Raw genomic sequence first — 21006 nt, 5'->3', positions numbered from 1 at the left:
TCATGGCCGATAGCCGCGCGGCGCGCCTGGCGCCAGTGGTGGACATGGCGGAAAGCGCCGAGCGCACCGCCGCCCAGCGCCTGGAATACTTTAACGGCCAAGTGCGGGTCGCGGAGAGCAAGCTGGGCGACCTGGAGCGTTTTCGTAACGACTACCAGGAGCAATGGGTCGAACGCGGCAAGCGTGGGGTTTCCGGCCATTGGCTGCTGAACTATCAGTTTTTCCTCAGCCAGCTGGACACTGCCGTGAGCCAGCAGCGCCAGAGCCTGGCCTGGCACCAGAACAATCTCGACCGCGCCCGCGAGACCTGGCAACAGGCCTATGCCCGCGTCGAAGGCCTGCGCAAACTGGTGCAGCGCTACCTCGACGAGGCCCGGGCCCTGGAAGACAAGCGCGAGCAGAAGTTGCTGGACGAGCTGTCCCAGCGCTTGCCCCGGCAATCCCCCTACTGATACGACGGATTTTTTCCCGGCAGGTTGTTCGACCGCTTAGTGGGTGCTACACCTTCTAGACGTCGTCAATGACAAGGAAGCAGTCTCATGTCGGTCGTTACAGAAATATCCCCGGACGGGCAGAAGCTCACGATTTCCATCAAGGGTCGTTTCGATTTCGGGCGGCACCAGGAGTTTCGTGAATCCTACGAACGGCTCAACAAGACGCCGGAGTCCATCGTGGTGGATCTCAAGGAAGCCACCTATCTCGATAGTTCGGCCCTGGGCATGCTGTTGCTGCTGCGGGACCACGCCGGTGGCGACAATGCCGATGTCCGGGTGATCAACAGCAATTCGGACGTGCGCAAGATCCTCGCCATCTCCAATTTCGACAAGCTGTTCGATATCAGTTGAGCGGTATGCGGTCGATGACCGAGTCCTTGTGCGTGCTGATCGCCGAAGATGGCGCGGCCGATCGCCTGCTGTTGTCCAGTATCGTCCGGCGCCAGGGGCATCAGGTGCTGGCGGCGAGCAATGGGGTCGAGGCGCTGGAACTGTTCCAGCGCGAGCGTCCGCAGATCGTGCTGATGGACGCGATGATGCCGGTGATGGACGGGTTCGAGGCCGCTCGGCGGATTCGCGACCTGGCTGGAGAGGCCCTGGTGCCGATCATCTTCCTGACGTCCCTGAGCGAAGGGGAGGCGCTGGCTCGTTGCCTGGAGGCCGGGGGTGACGATTTTCTGGCGAAACCCTACAACCCGGTGATCCTGGCCGCCAAGATCAACGCCATGGACCGCCTGCGGCGCTTGCAGGACACGGTGCTGCGCCAGCGCGACCAGATCACCCGTCACCATGACTACCTGCTCAACGAGCAGCGAGTGGCCAAGGCGGTGTTCGACAAGGTCGCCCATTCCGGTTGCCTGGATGCACCGAACATCCGCTACCTGCAATCGCCCTATGCCCTGTTCAATGGTGACCTGCTGCTGGCCGCCTATACCCCCGCCGGGGACATGCATGTGCTGCTCGGCGATTTCACCGGTCACGGCCTGCCGGCGGCGGTGGGCGCCATGCCCCTGGCCGAGGTGTTCTATGGCATGACCGCCAAGGGTTATGGCCTGCCGGAAACCCTGCGGGAGATGAACGCCAAGCTCAAGCGCATCCTGCCGGTTGACATGTTCTGCTGCGCCACCATGGTCTGCCTGAGTGTCCAGCGGCGCTCCCTGGAGGTCTGGAACGGCGGCATGCCCGAGGGTTATCTCTATGCATGCGCCAGTGGCGGGCGTACGCCCCTGGTGTCCCGCCACCTGCCGCTGGGGGTGCTGAGCGCCGAGGTCTTCGAGGATCGTACCGAGGTGTTTGCCATGGCGCCGGGCGATCGGGTGTTCTTGCTCTCCGACGGGGTGATCGATACCTGCAATGCCGCCGAGGAGCTGTTCGGTGTGCAGCGCTTGCAGCAGGTCTTTGGCGCCAACCGGCACCCGCAGCATTTGCTCGACGAGGTCCGCCAGGCCCTGGAGGATTTCGGCGGTCAGGCCCGGGATGACCTGAGCATGGTCGAGGTCAGCCTGCCGGAGCTGGCCGAACTGGCGCCGCCAGCCCTGGTGTATTCCGACAGCGGCCAGTCGTGCCCGCTGGACTGGTCGGTGAGTTTCGAGTTCCGGGCCCAGACTCTCAAGCGCTTCAATCCCTTGCCTTACCTGTTGCAGCTATTGCTGGAGGTGCACGGCCTGCGCTCCCAGAGCGGAGCCTTGTACAGTGTGCTCGCCGAGCTTTACTCCAACGCCCTGGAGCATGGCGTACTCAAGCTCGACTCACGGCTCAAGCGCGATGCCGAGGGTTTCACCCGCTACTATCGGGAGCGCACTTGCCGCCTGGACGAGCTGCGCGACGGCTTCGTCCGCGTCCACCTGCGGGTCGAGCCGCTGGAGACCGGAGGGCGCCTGACCGTGCGGGTCGAGGACAGCGGCGAAGGTTTCGACGTGGCGGCGGTGATGGCCCGGCCCAGCGATATCGGGCGCCTGTCCGGACGCGGGGTCAGCCTCATTCGGCAGATGAGCCGCCAGGCACAGTGGGCGGACGACGGACGTAGCGTCTGCGTGGAGTTTTCCTGGGAGGCTCTGGCATAATTTCCCGGTTCTTGATCAAGGAGTGAACAAGTGGCTGAGATCCATCTGGACCACACTGTGCTCAACGCATTGCAGGAAGTCATGGAGGACGAGTATCCCGTCCTGCTGGATACCTTCGTCTGCGATTCCGAGGAGCGAGTGCGCTTGCTGCACAAATCCGCGGACAGCATCCAACTGGTGGCCACCGCCCATAGCCTCAAGGGCAGCAGCAGCAACATGGGCGCCATTCGCCTGGCCGAACTGTGCCATCAACTGGAGTTGCGTGCCGCCCGTTCGGGCGATGATGACGTGCGCGAGCTGGTGGGCGCCATCGACGGCGAGTTCGCCATTGTCCGGCAGCTGTGTGAGCAGGAGTTGCAGCGCTTTCATTGCTGATGCCGGTGTTTTTACTGGTGGCCTGGTGAAACTGGCCCAGCCCTTGCATTGAAGTCTCGTACTGTACCTATGATTTCAGTGCAGCGGAGGCTGTTCCATGGCTGTTACCCCCAATTCGCTTCTTCAGGCCACCGCCCAGGCCAGCCCTCAGGCCAAGACGCCAGCGGTCCCTGTCAGCCCTTTGGCAAACGTCGCCCAGCCTGGGGACAAGGCGCCCAGCTTCGCCCAGCTCTATGCCAAGGAATCCCAAGGCAAGCCCCAGGGCAAGTTCCAGGCCGTCGCCGATAACGCTTCGCAGCCGGTGCGCGACCAGGGCGCCGGCGTCGCGCAGAAGCAGGAGGTCGGTAGCGATCAATCTGCCGCGCCGCAACCAGCGGTTGCCGATAGCGGCAAATCCTTGCCTGCCGACAAACCGGCTGGCGACGACAAGCCCGCGGCCAGCGATGATGCCAAGCCGGCCCAGACCGCCCAGGCTGAAACGCCGCCCAGCGCACAACCGCCGTTGGACCCGAGCCCGGTGCAGGGCCCGCCTGTGGTCGCGGTCGAGCCGGCTCCTGTCGTGCCGCCAGCCCAGCCCCAGGTCGAGGCCGCCGCGGTGGCGGTGCCAGCCCAAGTGGCGGCGGCAGTGATGCCGATCCCGCCGCCGACACCGGCGGCGGAACCGTCCAAGGAGGCATTCGATCCAGAGGCCGATCCCCTGGATGCGCTGCCGGCGGTGCGCCTGGCCATGGAGCAGAGTGGCCATGTGTCCGAATCCAGCCGTTCGCAACCCAAGGCAGCCCCGGCCAGTGACAACCCTGATACCCGGTTGGCCTCGACGCAGAACATCGCCAGCGGCATGGCTGGCATGCTCGAGCAGGTTGGCAAGGGCAGCGCCGAGCAGGGTGGCGAGAAGGCCTTCAGTGGCTTGATCGCCGAAGGCCTGAAAGACCTCAAGGGCGCGTCCAGCGATACCCGGGTGGACGACTTCGCCAACCGCCTGGCAGCCCTCACGCAGGCGGCAACGCCCAAGACCGCCAACGCGGTCCCGGTCAACCAGCCACTGGCCATGAATCAGGGTGGCTGGACCGATGAGGTGGTCAATCGGGTGATGTACCTGTCCAGTGTCAATCTCAAGTCGGCGGATATCCAGCTCCAGCCGGCCGAGCTCGGGCGCCTGGATATCCGCGTGCACATGATTCCCGACCAGCAGACCCAGGTCAGCTTCATGAGTGCTCACGCCGGTGTTCGCGAAGCCCTGGAAGGGCAGGTGCACCGCATGCGGGAAATGTTCCAGCAACAGGGGTTGGGCCAGGTGGACGTCAACGTCTCCGACCAGTCCCGTGGCTGGCAGGGCCAGGAGCAGGCGCAGCAGGGCCAGAACCGTGCCAATGGTTCCTCGGGCAACGGCGCGCGCCTGGATGGCGAGATCGGCGATGACGGGCAGCCCCATGCCGTGGCCGAAGTCGCGGCGCCGGTACAGACCGTGATCGGCAGCAGCGTCGTGGACTACTACGCCTGACCTGCTGAGCGGGCGGCCAGGTAAGCTGGCCCCCGCTTCGATCCTCATGACCGCGAGCCGGCTGCCCGGCTGGTCAACTTCGCAGGACGCTCCCGTGCCTGCTTTCTCCTGTCATTCCTGACAAATCTGGCATAACACTTGCTCTTGCCTTGCCGTGCGACTGTGAACCCCCGAATAGTGACGGATTATTGGCATGGCGAAGAGCGAAGCAGCAGAAAAACCCACCGCAGGGAAAAGCAAACTCAAGCTTATCCTGTTGATTGTCTTGGCGTTGTTGCTGGCCATCGGCCTTTCGGTCGGTGCGACCTGGTATTTCATGCACAGTGCCCAGAGCAAGCCCGACCCGGCTGCGCAAACCGCTACCAACGTCAAGCCCGCGGCGATCTACGAGCCCATGGCGCCGGCCTTCGTCGCCAACTACACACAGAATGGCCGGCAGCGCTACATGCAGGTGAGCATCACCCTGCTGGCGCGCAACCAGGCGGACCTGGACGCACTGAAAGTGCATATGCCAGTGATCCGCAACAACCTGGTGATGCTGTTCTCCGCGCAGAATTTCGACACCCTGGCGACCCCGGTCGGCCAGGAAATGCTCCGTCAGAAAGCCACCGCCAGCGTCCAGGAGGTGGCCCAGAAAGAAGTGGGCAAGGTAGTGGTCGAGCAGTTGCTCTTTACTAACTTCGTATTGCAGTAGGAACACGACATGGCCGTGCAGGACCTGCTGTCCCAGGATGAGATCGACGCGCTGTTGCATGGCGTCGACGACGGTCTGGTACAGACCGAACACGCTGCCGAACCCGGCAGTGTCAAAAGCTACGACCTGACCAGCCAGGATCGCATCGTCCGTGGACGCATGCCGACCCTGGAGATGATCAACGAGCGTTTCGCCCGCTACACCCGGATCAGCATGTTCAACATGCTGCGCCGTTCCGCCGACGTGGCGGTGGGTGGGGTGCAGGTCATGAAGTTCGGCGAGTACGTGCACTCGCTGTACGTCCCCACCAGCTTGAACCTGGTGAAGATCAAGCCTCTGCGCGGCACGGCGCTGTTCATCCTCGATGCCAAGCTGGTGTTCAAGCTGGTGGACAACTTCTTCGGCGGCGATGGTCGCCACGCGAAGATCGAAGGGCGTGAGTTCACCCCTACCGAGCTGCGAGTGGTGCGCATGGTGCTGGAGCAGGCCTTCATCGACCTCAAGGAAGCCTGGCAGGCGATCATGCCGGTCAACTTCGAGTACATAAACTCCGAAGTGAACCCGGCCATGGCCAACATCGTCGGCCCCAGCGAGGCGGTGGTGGTCTCGACCTTCCATATCGAACTCGATGGCGGTGGCGGCGATCTGCACGTGACCATGCCGTACTCGATGATCGAGCCGATCCGGGAAATGCTCGATGCCGGTTTCCAATCCGACCTGGACGACCAGGACGAGCGCTGGAGCAAGGCGTTGCGCGAGGACGTACTGGATGTGGCGGTGCCGCTCAGTGCCACGGTCGCCCGTCGCCAGTTGCGCCTGCGGGACATCCTGCACATGCAGCCCGGCGATGTGATTCCCGTGGAACTGCCGGAAGACATGATCATGCGCGCCAACGGCGTACCCTCGTTCAAGGTCAAGCTGGGCTCCCACAAGGGCAACCTGGCGCTGCAAGTGATCGAAGCGATCGAGCGCCGCTGAGGGCGCTCCAACCTGTTTGCTGTTCAATGAATTTTTGCCCGTCGAGGACCCAAGATGGCTGACGAAATTAACCCACAGGACGACCAGGCGCTGGCCGACGAATGGGCTGCTGCCCTGGAAGAGACCGGTGATGCCGGCCAGGCCGATATCGACGCCTTGCTGGCTGCCGATGCCGCTACCGCGCCCACCCATGGCCGCTTGCCGATGGAAGAGTTCGGCAGCATGCCCAAGAGTCATGAGCCGGTGAGCCTCGATGGGCCGAACCTGGACGTGATCCTCGACATCCCGGTGTCGATCTCCATGGAAGTGGGCAGTACCGATATCAACATCCGCAACCTGCTGCAGCTCAACCAGGGTTCGGTGATCGAGCTTGATCGCCTGGCCGGCGAGCCGCTGGACGTGCTGGTCAACGGCACCCTGATCGCCCACGGCGAGGTGGTGGTGGTCAACGAGAAGTTCGGCATTCGCCTGACTGACGTGATCAGCCCCAGCGAACGCATCAAGAAGCTGCGCTAAGTGAACAAGCTGCTTGGCGTACTGCTTGGCTTGCCGCTGAGCGCTCTGGCCGCGGAGCCGGTGGCCAGCGCCGGGGCCGCCGCGACGGCCACGGCCCCGGCGGTGGGTAGCCTTGGCGGGCAGTTGGTCCAGCTGTTGCTGGGCCTGCTGCTGGTGATCGGGCTGATCTTTTTCCTCGCCTGGTTGTTGCGCCGTGTGCAGCAGGCCGGTCCTGCCGGCAAGGGCCAGGTGATCGAGCTGATCGGTTCCCGGGTCCTCGGGCCGCGCGATCGCCTGGTGCTGGTGCAGGTGGGCAAGGAGCAGATCCTCCTGGGCCTGACCCCGGGCACCATCACCCCGTTGCATGTGCTCAAGGAGCCGGTGCAGGTGCCCGCTGCCGAGCAGGCGACGCCCGAGTTCGCCCAGCGCCTGATGGAGCTGTTGGGCAAGGACCAGAAGGATAGGAAGTAATGCCGTTGCGCATCATCTTGATGTTGGCCCTGATGCTGGCTGCGCCGCTGGCGCTGGCGGCCGATCCGTTGTCGATCCCGGCGATCACCCTCGGCACCAATGCCGATGGCCAGCAGGAATACTCGGTCAGCCTGCAGATCCTGCTGATCATGACCGCGCTGAGCTTCATCCCGGCGTTCGTCATGCTGATGACCAGCTTCACCCGGATCATCATCGTCTTCTCGATCCTGCGCCAGGCCCTGGGCCTGCAGCAGACGCCGTCGAACCAGATCCTCACCGGCATGGCGCTGTTCCTCACCCTGTTCATCATGGCCCCGGTGTTCGACCGGGTGAACCAGGACGCACTGCAGCCTTACCTCGCGGAGAAGATCACCGCCCAGGATGCGGTGGCCAAGGCCGAGGTGCCGATCAAGGACTTCATGCTGGCGCAGACGCGCAGCAGCGACCTGGAGTTGTTCGTGCGCCTGTCCAAGCGGACCGACATCGCCAGTCCCGACCAGGCGCCGCTGACTATCCTGGTCCCGGCCTTCGTCACCTCGGAGCTCAAGACGGCGTTCCAGATCGGCTTCATGATCTTCATCCCGTTCCTGATCATCGACCTGGTAGTGGCCAGCGTGCTGATGGCCATGGGCATGATGATGCTGTCGCCGCTGATCATTTCCCTGCCGTTCAAGATCATGCTGTTCGTCCTGGTGGATGGCTGGGCCTTGATCATCGGTACCCTGGCCGGCAGTTTCGGCGGTGTCTAGAACCTTGTTTGCGGGTGATCGATCATGACTCCTGAAGTCGCGGTAGACCTGTTTCGCGAAGCCCTGTGGTTGACCACCATGATGGTTGCCGTACTGGTGGTGCCCAGCCTGCTGGTGGGCTTGATCGTGGCCATGTTCCAGGCGGCCACGCAGATCAACGAGCAGACCCTGAGCTTCCTGCCGCGCTTGCTGGTGATGCTGGTGACGCTGATCGTCGCTGGCCCCTGGCTGGTGCAAACCTTCATGGAATACATCCGTCAGTTGTACGGCAGTATTCCGCAGTTGATTGGCTGACCCCGTGTCATTGCTGGCGCTGACCGATACCCAGATCGGCAGTTGGGTGGCGAGTTTCATGCTGCCGTTGTTTCGCGTCACCTCGCTGCTGATGGTGATGCCGATCTTCGGTACCACCCTGGTGCCGCGGCGGGTGCGCCTGTATTTCGCCCTGGCGATCACCGTGGTGATCGCCCCGGCACTGCCACCCATGCCCGAAGTGCACGCCCTGGACCTCAGCGCCTTGCTGCTGGTGGCCGAACAGATCCTGGTCGGCGCGGTGCTGGGGTTCTCTTTGCAGTTGTTTTTCCAGGCCTTCGTGGTCGCCGGGCAGATCGTGGCGATCCAGATGGGCATGGGCTTCGCTTCCATGGTCGACCCCACCAACGGGGTCTCGGTGGCGGTGATCGGGCAGTTCTTCACCCTGCTGGTCACCCTGTTGTTCCTGGCCATGAACGGCCACCTGGTGGTGTTCGAGGTGCTGACCGAGAGCTTCACCACCTTGCCGGTCGGTGGCGGCCTGATGGTCAATCACTACTGGGACCTGGCGGGCAAGCTGGGCTGGGTCCTGGGGGCGGCGCTCTTGCTGGTGCTGCCGGCGATCACCGCGCTGCTGGTGGTCAACATCGCCTTCGGCGTCATGACCCGGGCGGCGCCGCAACTGAATATCTTCTCCATCGGCTTCCCGCTGACCCTGGTGCTGGGCATGGGCATCGTCTGGATCAGCCTGGCCGACATCCTCAACCAGTATCAACCGCTGGCCTCCGAGGCCCTGCAGTTCTTGCGCGAATTGGCGAGGGCCCGTTGAGCCATGGCTGAGAGCGAGAGCGGTCAGGACAAGACGGAAGACCCCACGGAGAAACGCAAGAAGGACTCCCGGGAAAAGGGCGAGATCGCTCGCTCCAAGGAGCTCAACACCCTGGCCATCATGCTGGCCGGGGCCGGCGGGCTGCTGGTGTTCGGCGCGAGCCTGGCGCAGACCCTCCTGGAAATCATGCGCCTGAACTTCTCCCTGCCGCGCGAAGTACTGCTCAGCCCGGGAGCCATGGGCCTGTATCTGTTGCATTCGGGCAAGATCGCCATTCTGGCGGTGCAGCCGGTGCTGCTGACCCTGTTGCTGGCGGCCATCGTCGGGCCGATCTCCCTTGGGGGCTGGCTGTTCGCCGGCAAGAGCCTGGCGCCGAAGTTCAGTCGCATGAACCCGGCCAATGGCCTGAAGCGGATGTTTTCCTCGACGGCCGTGATCGAATTGCTCAAGGCCCTGGCCAAGTTCAGCCTGGTGCTGTTCGTGGCGCTGTCGGTGCTCTCGGCGGATATCGACGATCTGCTGCGCATCGCCCATGAGCCCATGGAGCTGGCGATCATCCACAGCGTCCAGGTGGTGGGCTGGAGCACCTTGTGGATGGCTTGCGGGCTGATCCTGATCGCCGCGGTGGACGTGCCGGTGCAGCTGTACCAGGCCCACAAGAAGCTGCTGATGACCAAGCAGGAAGTGCGCGACGAGCACAAGGACCAGGAAGGGCGCCCGGAGGTCAAGCAACGGATTCGCCAAGTGCAGCGCGAGATGTCCCAGCGGCGGATGATGGCGGCGATCCCGGAGGCCGACGTGGTCATCACCAACCCGACCCACTACGCCGTGGCGCTCAAGTACGACGCCGACAAGGGTGGGGCGCCGGTGCTGCTGGCCAAGGGTACGGACTTCCTGGCGCAGCAGATCCGCGAGATCGCCACTGCCCACGAGATCATGCTGCTGCAGTCGCCGGCCCTGGCGCGTTCGATCTACTACTCCACCGAGCTTGAGGAGGAGATTCCGGCCGGCTTGTACCTGGCGGTAGCCCAGGTGCTGGCCTACGTCTACCAGATCCGCCAATACCGCGCGGGCAAGGGCAAGCGTCCGGAGCCGCTCAAGGAGCCGCAGATTCCCGGCGACTTGCAGCGTGATAGCGCCGGCAATCGACCGGCCTCGGGTCCGGCCAGCCCTGCCTAATGCAGGGCTTGTCCAAGTCGGACGGGCTCGCCGGAAAAATGGCTATTGCCACAATCCCTCTCCGTGGCCTGTGGGGCGCTTCTCCCTCCGTGATGAAATGCGCGTAAATGCTTGATTGAGCTGCCCGGGTGAAAGTTGGAAGGCTTCTTGCAGTAGCCGTCCTGTATCGCTTCAGGCGTCAAAAGTTTGCTTTACGGAACGGGGTAAATCGGTGGATCGCACTCAGTTAATCAACACGGCTCGCAGTAACCTGGCCGACCTTGGTCGGGGCAACCTGGGTGTGCCGGTGCTGTTGTTGGTCATGCTGGCCATGATGATGCTGCCGGTACCGGCGTTCCTGCTGGATGTGTTCTTCACGTTCAACATCGCCTTGTCGATCGTGGTCCTGCTGGTCTGCGTCTACGCCCTGCGACCGCTGGATTTCGCGGTATTCCCCACCATCCTGCTGGTGGCCACCTTGCTGCGCCTGGCGCTCAACGTGGCCTCGACGCGGGTGGTGATGCTCCATGGCCAGGAAGGGCATGCCGCCGCGGGCAAGGTGATCCAGGCCTTCGGCGAGGTGGTGATCGGCGGCAACTACGTCGTGGGTATCGTGGTCTTCGCGATCCTCATGATCATCAACTTCGTGGTAGTGACCAAGGGGGCCGGGCGGATCTCCGAGGTGAGCGCACGCTTCACCCTGGATGCCATGCCCGGCAAGCAGATGGCCATCGACGCCGACCTCAACGCTGGCCTGATCGACCAGAACCAGGCCAAGGCGCGCCGGGCCGAGGTGGCCCAGGAGGCCGAGTTCTACGGTTCAATGGACGGTGCCAGCAAGTTCGTCCGCGGTGATGCCATCGCCGGCTTGCTGATCCTGTTCATCAACCTGATCGGCGGTATGGCGGTCGGTATCTTCCAGCACGACATGACCTTTGCCGACGCTGGCCGGGTCTATGCCTTGTTGACCATCGGTGACGGTTTGGTGGCGCAGCTGCCTTCGCTGTTGCTGTCCACCGCGGCGGCGATCATGGTCACCCGTGCCTCGGGTTCCGAGGACATGGGCAAGCAGATCAACCGGCAGATGTTCGCTTCGCCCAAGGCCCTGGCGGTGGCCGCCGGGCTGATGGCGGTCATGGGCGTGGTGCCGGGCATGCCCCATGTGTCCTTCCTCAGCCTGGCCCTGGTGGCCGGCGGTGCGGCGTACCTGCTCTGGCGCCAGCAGAACCAGGCCAAGGTCCGCGCCCAGGAAGAGCTCCAGCGCCAGCAAGACCTGCTGCCTTCGCCGGCACGGGCCCTGGAAACCAAGGAGCTGGGCTGGGACGACGTGACTCCGATCGACATGATTGGCCTGGAAGTGGGTTATCGCTTGATTCCCCTGGTGGATCGCAACCAGGGCGGGCAGTTGCTCGCGCGGATCAAGGGCGTGCGCAAGAAGCTGTCCCAGGACCTGGGTTTCCTCATGCCCACCGTGCATATCCGTGACAACCTCGACCTGGCCCCCAGCGCTTACCGCCTGACGCTGATGGGGGTGATCCTGGCCGAGGCCGAGATCTATCCGGATCGCGAATTGGCGATCAACCCGGGGCAGGTCTACGGCACGCTCAACGGTATCGCCGCCCGGGATCCGGCCTTCGGCCTGGAAGCGGTGTGGATCGAGATCAGCCAGCGACCCCAGGCCCAGTCCCTGGGCTATACCGTGGTGGACGCCAGTACCGTGGTCGCCACGCACCTGAACCAGATTCTGTACAAGCACTCCAGCGAGCTGATCGGCCACGAGGAGGTCCAGCAACTGATGCAGGTGCTGGCCAAGAGTTCGCCGAAGCTGGCTGAAGAGTTGGTGCCGGGCGTGCTTTCGCTCTCGCAACTGCTCAAGGTGCTGCAAGCCTTGTTGGCCGAACAGGTGCCGGTGCGTGATATCCGCAGCATTGCCGAAGCTATCGCCAACAATGCCGCTAAGAGTCAAGATACTGCCGCTTTGGTGGCCGCGGTGCGCGTCGGATTGTCTCGCGCTATCGTCCAAAGCATTGTAGGTACTGAGTCCGAGCTGCCTGTGATCACTCTGGAGCCAAGGTTGGAACAGATTTTGCTCAGCAGTCTGCAGAAGGCAGGACAAGGCCAGGAAGAAGGCGTTCTGCTCGAGCCAAGCATGGCAGAGAAGCTGCAGCGTTCGCTGATCGAAGCGGCGCAGCGTCAAGAGATGCAAGGTCAACCGGTGATTCTGTTGGTTGCGGGTCCGGTCCGCGCCATGCTCTCGCGGTTCGGTCGCCTGGCCGTCCCGGGTTTGCATGTGCTGGCGTACCAGGAAATTCCCGACAACAAGCAAGTGACCATCGTCGCGACAGTAGGGCCCAACGGCTGAGGTAGTGGGTTATGCAAGTTAAGCGTTTTTTCGCCGCCGATATGCGCCAGGCCATGAAACTGGTTCGTGATGAGTTGGGGGCCGAGGCTGCCATCATCGGTAACCGCCGGATCGCCGGTGGCGTCGAGCTGACGGCGGCCCTGGATTACAAGTTGTCGGCCTTGTCGCCACGGATTCCGAACATGGAGCTCGAAGACGAGCTACGCAAGACCCAGTCGCGGATCGTCACCGCCCAGGCCGAGCTGAGCCTGCGAGGCGAAGGCGACACGGCCTCGATCAGCAATCGCCAGTTGTTCGCCGGCCTGCCGCTCACGGCGGCCGAGCCCTTGATCGAGCCCACCCTGGCCGAGCGCCCGCGCCCGGCTCCGGCCCCGGTCGCGCCGGCGGTGGACAACCGGGCCCTGGACTCCATGCGCTCCGAGCTCAACGGCTTGCGCGAGTTGCTGGAGGTGCAGCTCGGCTCCCTGGCTTGGAGCCAGTTGCAGGGCAGTCGTCCCGAACAAGCCAACCTCTGGCGCCGCCTGCAGCGCATCGGCCTGTCCGGTCCGCTGGCTCGCGACCTGCTCGCGCTGATCACCGATATCGACGAGCCGCGCCAGGCCTGGCGCATGCTCCTGGCGCACCTGGCACGAATGATCCTGACGCCTGAAATCGAGCCCCTGGAAGAGGGCGGGGTGATTGCCATGGTCGGTCCTGCCGGCATGGGCAAGACCACCACCCTGGCCAAGCTGGCGGCCCGCTACGTGCTCAAGTACGGCGCGCAGAACATCGCGCTGGTGAGCATGGACAGCTACCGTATCGGTGCCCAGGAGCAGCTCAAGACATTGGGGCGCATCCTCAATGTCTCGGTGACCCATGTCGATCCTGGCCAGTCCCTGGCGCAGGCCCTGGACCCACTGTTGCGCAAGCGCGTGGTGTTGATCGATACCGCCGGCCTGCAGGCCAGCGACCCGGCGCTGCGCATGCAACTGGAAAGCCTGGCCGGTCGCGGGATCCGGGCGAAGAATTACCTGGTGCTGGCCACCACCAGCCAGAAACAGGTGCTGACCGCTGCCTACCACAGCTACAAGCGCTGTGGCCTGGCTGGGTGCATCCTGACTAAACTGGATGAAACGGCCAGTCTTGGCGAGGTGTTGAGCCTGGCCATCAGTCACGAATTGCCGGTTGCCTATCTGACCGATGGCCCGCGGATTCCTGATGACCTGCACCTGCCTCGCCGGCATCAACTGGTGAGTCGCGCCGTGAGCGTGCAGATGCAGGAAGAACCCAGCGAAGAAGCCATGGCCGATATGTTCGCTGACCTGTACCACAACCCGGCCAAGCGGGTCGGCTGAGGTACTCATGAATAGATTGCAGTGTATCTACATCGATGGTCTGCCAGGCATTGTTCTCACGGTGAACACGCAGCCAGTTATGTGGCCCCGTCTAAGTAAGACAAGGTAAAGAAAGAACATGGGCAGCATGCATCCCGTACAGGTGATTGCGGTGACCGGCGGCAAAGGTGGCGTCGGCAAGACTAATGTGTCAGTGAACTTGTCCCTGGCTCTGGCTGAGCTCGGTCGACGGGTCTTGCTGCTGGATGCCGACTTGGGATTGGCCAACGTCGATGTCTTGTTGGGCCTGACTCCCAAGCGCACCCTGGCCGATGTCATCGAGGGGCGTTGCGAACTGCGCGATGTGCTGCTCCAGGGGCCTGGCGGCATCCGCATCGTTCCGGCCGCCTCGGGCACCCAGAGCATGGTGCACCTGAGCCCCGCCCAGCATGCCGGCCTGATCCAGGCCTTCAGCGACATCGGCGACAACCTCGATGTCCTGGTGATCGACACTGCCGCGGGTATTGGTGACTCGGTCGTCAGTTTCGTTCGCGCGGCCCAGGAAGTGCTGCTGGTGGTCTGCGACGAACCCACTTCGATCACCGACGCCTACGCCCTGATCAAGCTGCTCAACCGTGACTACGGCATGAACCGCTTCCGGGTCCTGGCCAACATGGCCCAGAGCCCCCAGGAAGGGCGCAACCTGTTTGCAAAGTTGACCAAGGTCACGGATCGCTTCCTGGACGTGGCCTTACAATATGTCGGCGCAGTTCCCTACGACGAAAGCGTGCGCAAGGCCGTGCAAAAGCAGCGTGCGGTCTATGAAGCCTTTCCTCGTTCGAAGTGTGCATTGGCGTTCAAGGCCATCGCACAGAAAGTCGATACCTGGCCGTTGCCGGCGAACCCACGCGGGCACCTGGAATTCTTTGTCGAGCGGCTAGTGCATCAAACAGCGGGACCGGTGCTATGACTGCCAGTGGCTACAACCTCTACAAGAAGTCGGCGCGTGACAGCCAATACGAACTGATCGAGCGCTATGCGCCCCTGGTCAAGCGTATCGCCTATCACCTGCTGGCGCGGTTGCCGGCCAGTGTCCAGGTGGAGGACCTGATCCAGGCCGGGATGATCGGTTTGCTCGAGGTGTCGACCAAGTACGACGCGAGCAAGGGCGCGAGTTTCGAGACCTACGCGGGTATCCGTATCCGTGGGGCGATGCTCGACGAGGTTCGTAAGGGCGACTGGGCGCCGCGGTCGGTGCACCGTAATACACGCATGGTCAGTGATGCCATTCGCGCAATTGAAGCGAAAACCGGTCGTGACGCTAAAGATCACGAGGTTGCGGCCGAACTTCAATTGAGTCTCGACGATTATTACGGGATTTTGAACGACACCCTGGGCAGCCGGCTGTTCAGTTTCGACGACCTGTTGCAGGACGGCGAACATGAAGGGCTGCACGAGGATGGCGCCAGTGCTCATCTCGAGCCGTCACGGGACCTGGAGGACGAACGCTTCCAGGCCGCGTTGGCGGATGCGATTGCCAATTTGCCGGAGCGCGAGCGACTGGTGTTGGCGCTGTACTACGACGAAGAGCTGAACCTCAAGGAAATCGGTGAGGTCCTGGGAGTCAGCGAGTCGCGGGTCAGCCAGTTACACAGCCAGTGCGCGGCCCGCTTGCGGGGGCGTTTGGGGGAGTGGCGAGCGCGCTGACAGGCAGTGTGGGGACACTGCGCCCAAGACCGGTCAGGCCTTGTGCCTTGCCGGTCTTGCAGTATGTGCTCCATGCAGTCGTTGCGTGTTATGCCGGATTGATTGAATGGCGCGTCCAGGAACTGGATGTGTTTAAGACTGCTTGGAGGTCGAATTGGACAAGAACATGAAAATCCTCATCGTTGATGATTTCTCAACGATGCGGCGGATCATAAAAAACCTGTTGCGTGATCTGGGTTTCACCAACACGGTCGAGGCCGACGATGGCACTACCGCCATTCCGGTACTCAACAGCGGGAGCATCGACTTTCTGGTAACGGACTGGAACATGCCGGGCATGACCGGTATCGATCTGCTGCGCCACGTGCGCGCCGATGAAAAGCTCAAGCACCTGCCGGTACTGATGGTGACTGCCGAAGCCAAGCGCGAGCAGATCATCGAAGCCGCCCAGGCCGGTGTTAACGGCTATGTCGTCAAACCATTCACGGCCCAGGCGCTGAAAGAGAAGATCGAGAAGATCTTCGAACGCATCGGTTGAGATGCGTAGCCATTGCGCCACGGGGGAGCTATGGAGCATAACGAATCTTCACTGGGCGACTTTGAGTCGACCCTGAAAAAACATGCGCTGGAACTGGTCGAGAGTCTGGAGAAGGGCAGGTTCGGCGAAGCCGTGCAACTGATCCATGAGCTCAATCAGACCCGTGACCGCGGCCTGTACCAGGAAGTGGGCAAGCTCACCCGCGAGCTGCATAGCGCGATCGTCAATTTCCAGATTGACCCGCACATGCCGCAAGCCGAGGAAGTTTCACAGATCACGGATGCCACTGAGCGCCTGTCCTATGTGGTCCGGCTGACGGAAGCCGCGGCCAACCGCACCATGGACTTGGTGGAGAGCAGCACCCCGCTGGTCAATGGCCTGAGCGCTGAAGCCCAGGCCTTGAGCGTGGACTGGGGCCGTTTCATGCGGCGCGAGGTCGGTGCCGAGGAGTTTCGCGAACTGGCGCGTCGGGTCGACGGTTTTCTGACTCGTAGCGAGCAGGAGACCCGTACCATTTCCGGCCACCTCAACGACATTCTGCTGGCGCAGGATTACCAGGACCTCACCGGCCAGGTGATCAAGCGTGTGACCCAGTTGGTCACCGAAGTCGAAAGCAATTTGCTCAAACTCGTCTTGATGGCCAGTCAGGTCGATCGTTTCGCTGGTATCGAACATGACCGCGCGTCGATCCTGGCGGAAAAAGATCCGCAAAAACATCTCGCCAAGGGTGAAGGTCCGCAGATTCATGCCGATAAACGGGAAGACGTTATGTCCGGTCAGGACGATGTTGACGATTTGCTTTCCAGCCTTGGATTCTAGGAGCACCCATTAATGAGCTTCGGCGCCGATGAAGAGATCCTTCAGGATTTCCTGGTTGAGGCCGGCGAGATTCTAGAGCAACTGTCCGAACAATTGGTCGAGCTGGAAAGCCGGCCAGATGATGCGGATCTGCTCAATGCAATTTTTCGCGGTTTTCACACTGTTAAAGGGGGCGCCGGCTTCCTCCAGCTCAATGAGCTGGTGGAGTGCTGCCACATCGCCGAGAACGTTTTCGACATCCTGCGCAAAGGTGAGAGACGAGTCGACTCGGAACTGATGGACGTGGTGCTCGAGGCTCTGGATACGGTGAACAGCATGTTCGGCCAGGTCCGCGAGCGTACCGAGATCACTCCTGCGACACCTCAATTGCTATCCGCCCTGGCGCGCCTGGCCGAACCGGCCGGTGCGCAGCCCGCTCCTGCCCCTGTGGAGGAGGTCGTCGAGGCCGTGGCGGAACCCGAGCCCGAGCCGCAAGCCCCGGCGGGCGATATCACCGACAACGAATTCGAACTGTTGCTCGACTCGCTGAGCGCTGCCAAGGCCGACGCCGATGCCGCGCCCGCCGCCGTGGCGGCCACCGAGGGTGAGCCGGATGGCGACGAGATTACCGACGCCGAGTTCGAGTCCCTGCTGGACCAACTGCACGGCAAGGGCCAGTTCGCTCCCGATGCGCTCGCTCCCGCCGCGGCCGATGCCGAGGGTGGCGCCGCTGCCGGCAGCGATGAAATCACCGATGACGAATTCGAAGCCCTGCTGGACCAGTTGCATGGCAAGGGCAATTTCGCCGTCGACGCACTGGAGTCGGCAGTGGCCGCCGCACCTGCCGCCGCTGCGCCAGATGCAGCCGCGGCCGGCAGCGACCTGATCACCGATCACGAATTCGAGTCCCTGCTCGATGAGCTGCACGGCAAGGGCAAGTTCTCCGACACCCCGGGCACTGCCAAGCCAGCGGCTGCGGTCGCTGCGGCTCCTGCAGCAGCGGCACCGGCCAGTGCTGCCGTGGCCAAGCCGGCCGCCGCCGCTGCCGCCAAGCCTGAGGCCAAGGCCGAGGCGCCAAAACCCGCCGCGGCTCCTGCTCCTGCTCCGGCCCGTGCTCCAGCTGCCCCGGCCGCCGAGAAACCGGCCAGCGAAGCGGAAACCACGGTGCGCGTGGACACTGCGCGGCTGGACGAAATCATGAACATGGTGGGCGAACTGGTGCTGGTGCGTAACCGCCTGGTGCGCCTGGGTCTCAACAGCGGCGACGAAGCCATGTCCAAGGCGGTGTCGAACCTCGACGTGGTCACCGCCGACTTGCAGACCGCGGTGATGAAGACCCGCATGCAGCCGATCAAGAAGGTCTTCGGGCGCTTCCCGCGCCTGGTTCGCGACCTGGCCCGGCAGCTCAAGAAAGAGATCAACCTGGAGCTGGTGGGGGAGGAAACCGACCTCGACAAGAACCTGGTGGAAGCCCTGGCCGACCCGTTGGTGCACTTGGTGCGCAACGCAGTGGACCACGGTATCGAGTCGCCAGAAGAGCGCGAGGAATCGGGCAAGTCCCGCCAGGGCAAGGTGGTACTGGCCGCCGAGCAGGAAGGCGACCACATCCTGTTGTCGATTTCCGACGACGGCAAGGGCATGGACCCCAATGTCCTGCGCGCCATCGCGGTCAAGCGCGGCGTGATGGACAAGGACGCCGCCGATCGCCTGAGCGATACCGAGTGCTACAACCTGATCTTCGCTCCCGGCTTCTCGACCAAGACCGAGATCTCCGATGTCTCCGGCCGCGGTGTGGGCATGGACGTGGTCAAGACCAAGATTTCCCAGCTCAACGGTTCGATCAACATCTATTCGACCAAGGGCCAGGGTTCGAAGATCGTGATCAAGGTGCCGCTGACCCTGGCGATCATGCCGACGCTGATGGTGATGCTCGGCAACCAGGCGTTCGCCTTCCCGTTGGTCAACGTCAACGAAATCTTCCACCTCGACCTGTCGCGCACCAACGTGGTGGACGGCCAGGAAGTAGTGATCGTGCGGGACAAGGCCTTGCCCTTGTTCTACCTCAAGCGCTGGCTGGTCAGTTCCGCCGCTCATGAAGAGCAGCGCGAGGGCCACGTAGTGATCCTTTCGGTGGGCACCCAGCGGATCGGCTTCGTCGTCGATCAACTGGTGGGCCAGGAAGAAGTGGTCATCAAGCCCTTGGGCAAAATGCTCCAGGGGACCCCGGGCATGTCCGGCGCCACCATTACCGGTGACGGTCGCATCGCGCTGATCCTCGATGTCCCGAGCATGCTCAAGCGTTACGCCGCACGGCGTATTTGATTCGGCGGGGAGGGGCGCTTGGCCTCGCCCCACCTAACGGAGTGTTTATGGCAGTCAAAGTCCTGGTGGTGGACGATTCGGGTTTTTTCCGCCGCCGCGTCTCGGAAATTCTTTCAGCGGATTCGAGCATCCAGGTGGTCGGTACCGCGACCAATGGTAAAGAGGCGATCGATCAGGCCCTGGCCCTCAAGCCGGACGTGATCACCATGGACTACGAGATGCCGATGATGGATGGCATCACCGCAGTGCGGCACATCATGCAGCGCTGCCCGACCCCGGTCCTGATGTTCTCTTCCCTGACCCATGAAGGCGCGCGGGTGACCCTCGATGCGCTGGACGCCGGGGCGGTGGATTTCCTGCCGAAGAATTTCGAGGACATTTCGCGCAACCCCGAGAAGGTCAAGCAACTGTTGTGCGAGAAGGTCCATAGCATCTCGCGCAGCAACCGGCGCTTCAGCAGCTACAGTGCCCCGGCACCGCAGAGCAGTGCGCCAGCTCCGGCCACCTCGAGCTTCGCCAGCAGCCGTCCGGCCGCACCGGCCCCGGTTCCGAGCCGTGCCCCGGCGCCCGCCGCGAGCCCGGCTGCGCCTGCGCCCAAGCGCAAGGCCTACAAGCTGGTGGCCATCGGTACTTCCACCGGCGGCCCGGTGGCGCTGCAGCGGGTGCTGACCCAACTGCCGGCCAACTTCCCGGCGCCGATCGTGCTGATCCAGCACATGCCGGCGGCCTTCACCAAGGCTTTCGCCGAGCGCCTGGACAAGCTCTGCAAGATCAGCGTCAAGGAAGCCGAGGACGGCGATATCCTGCGTCCCGGCCTGGCGCTGCTGGCCCCCGGTGGCAAGCAGATGATGGTCGACGGTCGTGGCGCGGTGAAGATCCTGCCTGGCGACGAGCGCCTGAACTACAAGCCGTGCGTGGACATCACTTTCGGTTCCGCAGCCAAGTCCTACAACGACAAAGTCCTGGCGGTGGTGCTCACCGGCATGGGCGCCGACGGTCGTGAGGGCGCGCGCCTGCTCAAGCAGGGCGGCAGCGCGGTCTGGGCCCAGGATGAAGCCAGTTGCGTGATCTATGGCATGCCCATGGCTATCGTCAAGGCCAACCTGGCGGACGCGGTGTATAGCCTGGACGATATCGGCCGGCACCTGGTCGAGGCTTGCCTGTAATGGATGTACTGAGCCTTATCGGGATCATCATGGCGTTCGTCGCCATCATCGGCGGCAACTACCTCGAAGGTGGCCATCTTTCGGCCCTGGCCAACGGCCCGGCTGCGCTGATCGTGCTCGGCGGCACCATCGGCGCGGCCTTGCTGCAGTCGCCGTTGAGCGCCTTCAAGCGCGCCATGCAGATCCTCGCCTGGATTCTGTTCCCGCCGCGGGTCGACCTGCCGGCGGGCATCGATCGGGTGGTCAACTGGAGCCTGACCGCGCGCAAGGAGGGCTTGCTGGGCCTGGAAGGCGTGGCGGATGCCGAGCCCGATACCTATTCGCGCAAGGGCCTGCAGTTGCTGGTCGATGGCGCCGAGCCGGAAGCCATCCGCAGCATCCTCGAAGTGGACTTCTATACCCAGGAAAGCCGGGATATCGAGGCCGCCAAGGTGTTCGAGAGCATGGGCGGCTACGCGCCGACCATCGGGATCATCGGTGCCGTGATGGGCTTGATCCATGTCATGGGCAACCTGGCCGATCCATCGCAGCTGGGTAGCGGTATCGCCGTGGCCTTCGTCGCCACCATCTATGGCGTGGCCAGCGCCAACCTGGTGCTGTTGCCGATCGCCGCCAAGCTCAAGTCCATCGCCCTGCGCCAGTCGCGGTACCGGGAAATGCTCCTCGAGGGGCTCCTGTCGATCGCCGAAGGCGAGAACCCGCGTTCCATCGAGTTGAAGCTGCAAGGCTTCATGGACTGAT

22 protein-coding genes are annotated in these 21006 nt (G+C 63.2%); all 22 read left to right on the top strand.

The features are described from left to right. Positions 1–2 precede the first annotated feature (2 nt). Positions 3–452 (top strand): flagellar export protein FliJ, encoded by a 450-nt coding sequence (gene fliJ / locus H7A76_RS23525; RefSeq protein ID WP_185700715.1) that lies wholly within the window; start codon positions 3–5, stop codon positions 450–452. Positions 453–539: 87 nt separating this feature from the next. Continuing rightward, a complete protein-coding gene (locus tag H7A76_RS23520; RefSeq protein WP_022643029.1) occupies positions 540–845 on the top strand; it encodes an STAS domain-containing protein in 306 nt (101 codons plus the stop codon). A gap of 5 nt (positions 846–850) precedes the next feature. Continuing rightward, the gene (locus H7A76_RS23515) at positions 851–2557 is read left to right on the top strand and encodes a fused response regulator/phosphatase (protein WP_185700714.1); all 1707 of its coding nucleotides are present in this window, start codon (positions 851–853) and stop codon (positions 2555–2557) included. Positions 2558–2587: 30 nt separating this feature from the next. Beyond that, positions 2588–2932 carry an Hpt domain-containing protein gene (locus H7A76_RS23510; protein WP_185700713.1) on the top strand — a complete coding sequence of 115 codons (345 nt, stop codon included), beginning with the start codon at positions 2588–2590 and terminating at the stop codon, positions 2930–2932. Between the two features lie 97 nt (positions 2933–3029). Next, positions 3030–4433, top strand: coding sequence for a flagellar hook-length control protein FliK (locus H7A76_RS23505; RefSeq protein WP_185700712.1), 1404 nt, complete (start codon positions 3030–3032; stop codon positions 4431–4433). Positions 4434–4626: 193 nt separating this feature from the next. Further along, a complete protein-coding gene (gene fliL, locus H7A76_RS23500; protein ID WP_185700711.1) occupies positions 4627–5127 on the top strand; it encodes a flagellar basal body-associated protein FliL in 501 nt (166 codons plus the stop codon). A 9-nt stretch (positions 5128–5136) separates the two neighbouring features. Beyond that, entirely contained in the window at positions 5137–6105 is a 969-nt protein-coding gene (fliM, locus tag H7A76_RS23495; RefSeq protein ID WP_185700710.1) for a flagellar motor switch protein FliM, read from the top strand. 54 nt (positions 6106–6159) lie between these two features. Beyond that, complete coding sequence (gene fliN, locus H7A76_RS23490) at positions 6160–6621, top strand: flagellar motor switch protein FliN (RefSeq protein ID WP_185700709.1); 462 nt, start codon at positions 6160–6162, stop codon at positions 6619–6621. After that, a complete protein-coding gene (gene fliO / locus H7A76_RS23485) occupies positions 6622–7071 on the top strand; it encodes a flagellar biosynthetic protein FliO (protein ID WP_185700708.1) in 450 nt (149 codons plus the stop codon). It begins immediately after the preceding gene. Further along, positions 7071–7820 (top strand): flagellar type III secretion system pore protein FliP, encoded by a 750-nt coding sequence (gene fliP, locus H7A76_RS23480; RefSeq protein ID WP_185700707.1) that lies wholly within the window; start codon positions 7071–7073, stop codon positions 7818–7820. The genes fliO and fliP overlap by 1 nt, the downstream gene beginning before the upstream one ends. 24 nt (positions 7821–7844) lie before the next feature. Beyond that, positions 7845–8114, top strand: a complete 270-nt coding sequence (gene fliQ / locus H7A76_RS23475) for a flagellar biosynthesis protein FliQ (RefSeq protein ID WP_022643038.1) — start codon at positions 7845–7847, stop codon at positions 8112–8114. 4 nt (positions 8115–8118) lie between these two features. Continuing rightward, complete coding sequence (gene fliR / locus H7A76_RS23470) at positions 8119–8901, top strand: flagellar biosynthetic protein FliR (protein WP_185700706.1); 783 nt, start codon at positions 8119–8121, stop codon at positions 8899–8901. Between the two features lie 3 nt (positions 8902–8904). Further along, positions 8905–10080, top strand: a complete 1176-nt coding sequence (gene flhB / locus H7A76_RS23465) for a flagellar biosynthesis protein FlhB (RefSeq protein WP_185700705.1) — start codon at positions 8905–8907, stop codon at positions 10078–10080. A gap of 211 nt (positions 10081–10291) precedes the next feature. Beyond that, complete coding sequence (gene flhA / locus H7A76_RS23460) at positions 10292–12421, top strand: flagellar biosynthesis protein FlhA (protein WP_185700704.1); 2130 nt, start codon at positions 10292–10294, stop codon at positions 12419–12421. Positions 12422–12432: 11 nt separating this feature from the next. Continuing rightward, entirely contained in the window at positions 12433–13755 is a 1323-nt protein-coding gene (gene flhF / locus H7A76_RS23455) for a flagellar biosynthesis protein FlhF (RefSeq protein WP_185700703.1), read from the top strand. A 118-nt stretch (positions 13756–13873) separates the two neighbouring features. After that, positions 13874–14704: a flagellar synthesis regulator FleN gene (gene fleN / locus H7A76_RS23450; RefSeq protein WP_016963180.1), complete on the top strand. Its 831-nt coding sequence runs from the start codon at positions 13874–13876 to the stop codon at positions 14702–14704. Continuing rightward, positions 14701–15441, top strand: a complete 741-nt coding sequence (gene fliA / locus H7A76_RS23445) for an RNA polymerase sigma factor FliA (RefSeq protein ID WP_011060003.1) — start codon at positions 14701–14703, stop codon at positions 15439–15441. Before fleN ends, fliA begins: the two co-directional genes overlap by 4 nt. 166 nt (positions 15442–15607) lie before the next feature. After that, a complete protein-coding gene (locus tag H7A76_RS23440) occupies positions 15608–15979 on the top strand; it encodes a chemotaxis response regulator CheY (RefSeq protein ID WP_003183998.1) in 372 nt (123 codons plus the stop codon). Between the two features lie 30 nt (positions 15980–16009). Further along, positions 16010–16798, top strand: coding sequence for a protein phosphatase CheZ (locus tag H7A76_RS23435; RefSeq protein ID WP_085595848.1), 789 nt, complete (start codon positions 16010–16012; stop codon positions 16796–16798). Positions 16799–16810: 12 nt separating this feature from the next. Beyond that, complete coding sequence (locus tag H7A76_RS23430; protein ID WP_185700702.1) at positions 16811–19099, top strand: chemotaxis protein CheA; 2289 nt, start codon at positions 16811–16813, stop codon at positions 19097–19099. Positions 19100–19146: 47 nt separating this feature from the next. Next, a complete protein-coding gene (locus tag H7A76_RS23425; RefSeq protein WP_185700701.1) occupies positions 19147–20265 on the top strand; it encodes a chemotaxis response regulator protein-glutamate methylesterase in 1119 nt (372 codons plus the stop codon). Then, complete coding sequence (locus H7A76_RS23420; RefSeq protein WP_022643060.1) at positions 20265–21005, top strand: flagellar motor protein; 741 nt, start codon at positions 20265–20267, stop codon at positions 21003–21005. Before H7A76_RS23425 ends, H7A76_RS23420 begins: the two co-directional genes overlap by 1 nt. The last annotated feature ends 1 nt before the right edge of the window (position 21006 follow it).

Origin of the sequence: Pseudomonas sp. MSSRFD41 (assembly GCF_014230245.1) — a bacterium.
Lineage (GTDB): Bacteria > Pseudomonadota > Gammaproteobacteria > Pseudomonadales > Pseudomonadaceae > Aquipseudomonas > Aquipseudomonas piscis.
The sequence above is the reverse complement of the archived record's forward strand: the minus strand, read 5'-3'. Positions and strand labels throughout refer to the sequence as shown.

What these genes read in the sequence shown, in the direction of transcription:
- fliJ (WP_185700715.1), top strand. Translation starts at nt 3, where the DNA reads ATGGCCGATAGCCGCGCGGCGCGCCTGGCGCCAGTGGTGGACATGGCG.
- H7A76_RS23520 (WP_022643029.1), top strand. Translation starts at nt 540, where the DNA reads ATGTCGGTCGTTACAGAAATATCCCCGGACGGGCAGAAGCTCACGATT.
- H7A76_RS23515 (WP_185700714.1), top strand. Translation starts at nt 851, where the DNA reads ATGCGGTCGATGACCGAGTCCTTGTGCGTGCTGATCGCCGAAGATGGC.
- H7A76_RS23505 (WP_185700712.1), top strand. Translation starts at nt 3,030, where the DNA reads ATGGCTGTTACCCCCAATTCGCTTCTTCAGGCCACCGCCCAGGCCAGC.
- fliL (WP_185700711.1), top strand. Translation starts at nt 4,627, where the DNA reads ATGGCGAAGAGCGAAGCAGCAGAAAAACCCACCGCAGGGAAAAGCAAA.
- fliM (WP_185700710.1), top strand. Translation starts at nt 5,137, where the DNA reads ATGGCCGTGCAGGACCTGCTGTCCCAGGATGAGATCGACGCGCTGTTG.
- fliN (WP_185700709.1), top strand. Translation starts at nt 6,160, where the DNA reads ATGGCTGACGAAATTAACCCACAGGACGACCAGGCGCTGGCCGACGAA.
- fliP (WP_185700707.1), top strand. Translation starts at nt 7,071, where the DNA reads ATGCCGTTGCGCATCATCTTGATGTTGGCCCTGATGCTGGCTGCGCCG.
- fliQ (WP_022643038.1), top strand. Translation starts at nt 7,845, where the DNA reads ATGACTCCTGAAGTCGCGGTAGACCTGTTTCGCGAAGCCCTGTGGTTG.
- flhB (WP_185700705.1), top strand. Translation starts at nt 8,905, where the DNA reads ATGGCTGAGAGCGAGAGCGGTCAGGACAAGACGGAAGACCCCACGGAG.
- flhF (WP_185700703.1), top strand. Translation starts at nt 12,433, where the DNA reads ATGCAAGTTAAGCGTTTTTTCGCCGCCGATATGCGCCAGGCCATGAAA.
- fleN (WP_016963180.1), top strand. Translation starts at nt 13,874, where the DNA reads ATGGGCAGCATGCATCCCGTACAGGTGATTGCGGTGACCGGCGGCAAA.
- fliA (WP_011060003.1), top strand. Translation starts at nt 14,701, where the DNA reads ATGACTGCCAGTGGCTACAACCTCTACAAGAAGTCGGCGCGTGACAGC.
- H7A76_RS23440 (WP_003183998.1), top strand. Translation starts at nt 15,608, where the DNA reads ATGAAAATCCTCATCGTTGATGATTTCTCAACGATGCGGCGGATCATA.
- H7A76_RS23435 (WP_085595848.1), top strand. Translation starts at nt 16,010, where the DNA reads ATGGAGCATAACGAATCTTCACTGGGCGACTTTGAGTCGACCCTGAAA.
- H7A76_RS23430 (WP_185700702.1), top strand. Translation starts at nt 16,811, where the DNA reads ATGAGCTTCGGCGCCGATGAAGAGATCCTTCAGGATTTCCTGGTTGAG.
- H7A76_RS23425 (WP_185700701.1), top strand. Translation starts at nt 19,147, where the DNA reads ATGGCAGTCAAAGTCCTGGTGGTGGACGATTCGGGTTTTTTCCGCCGC.
- H7A76_RS23420 (WP_022643060.1), top strand. Translation starts at nt 20,265, where the DNA reads ATGGATGTACTGAGCCTTATCGGGATCATCATGGCGTTCGTCGCCATC.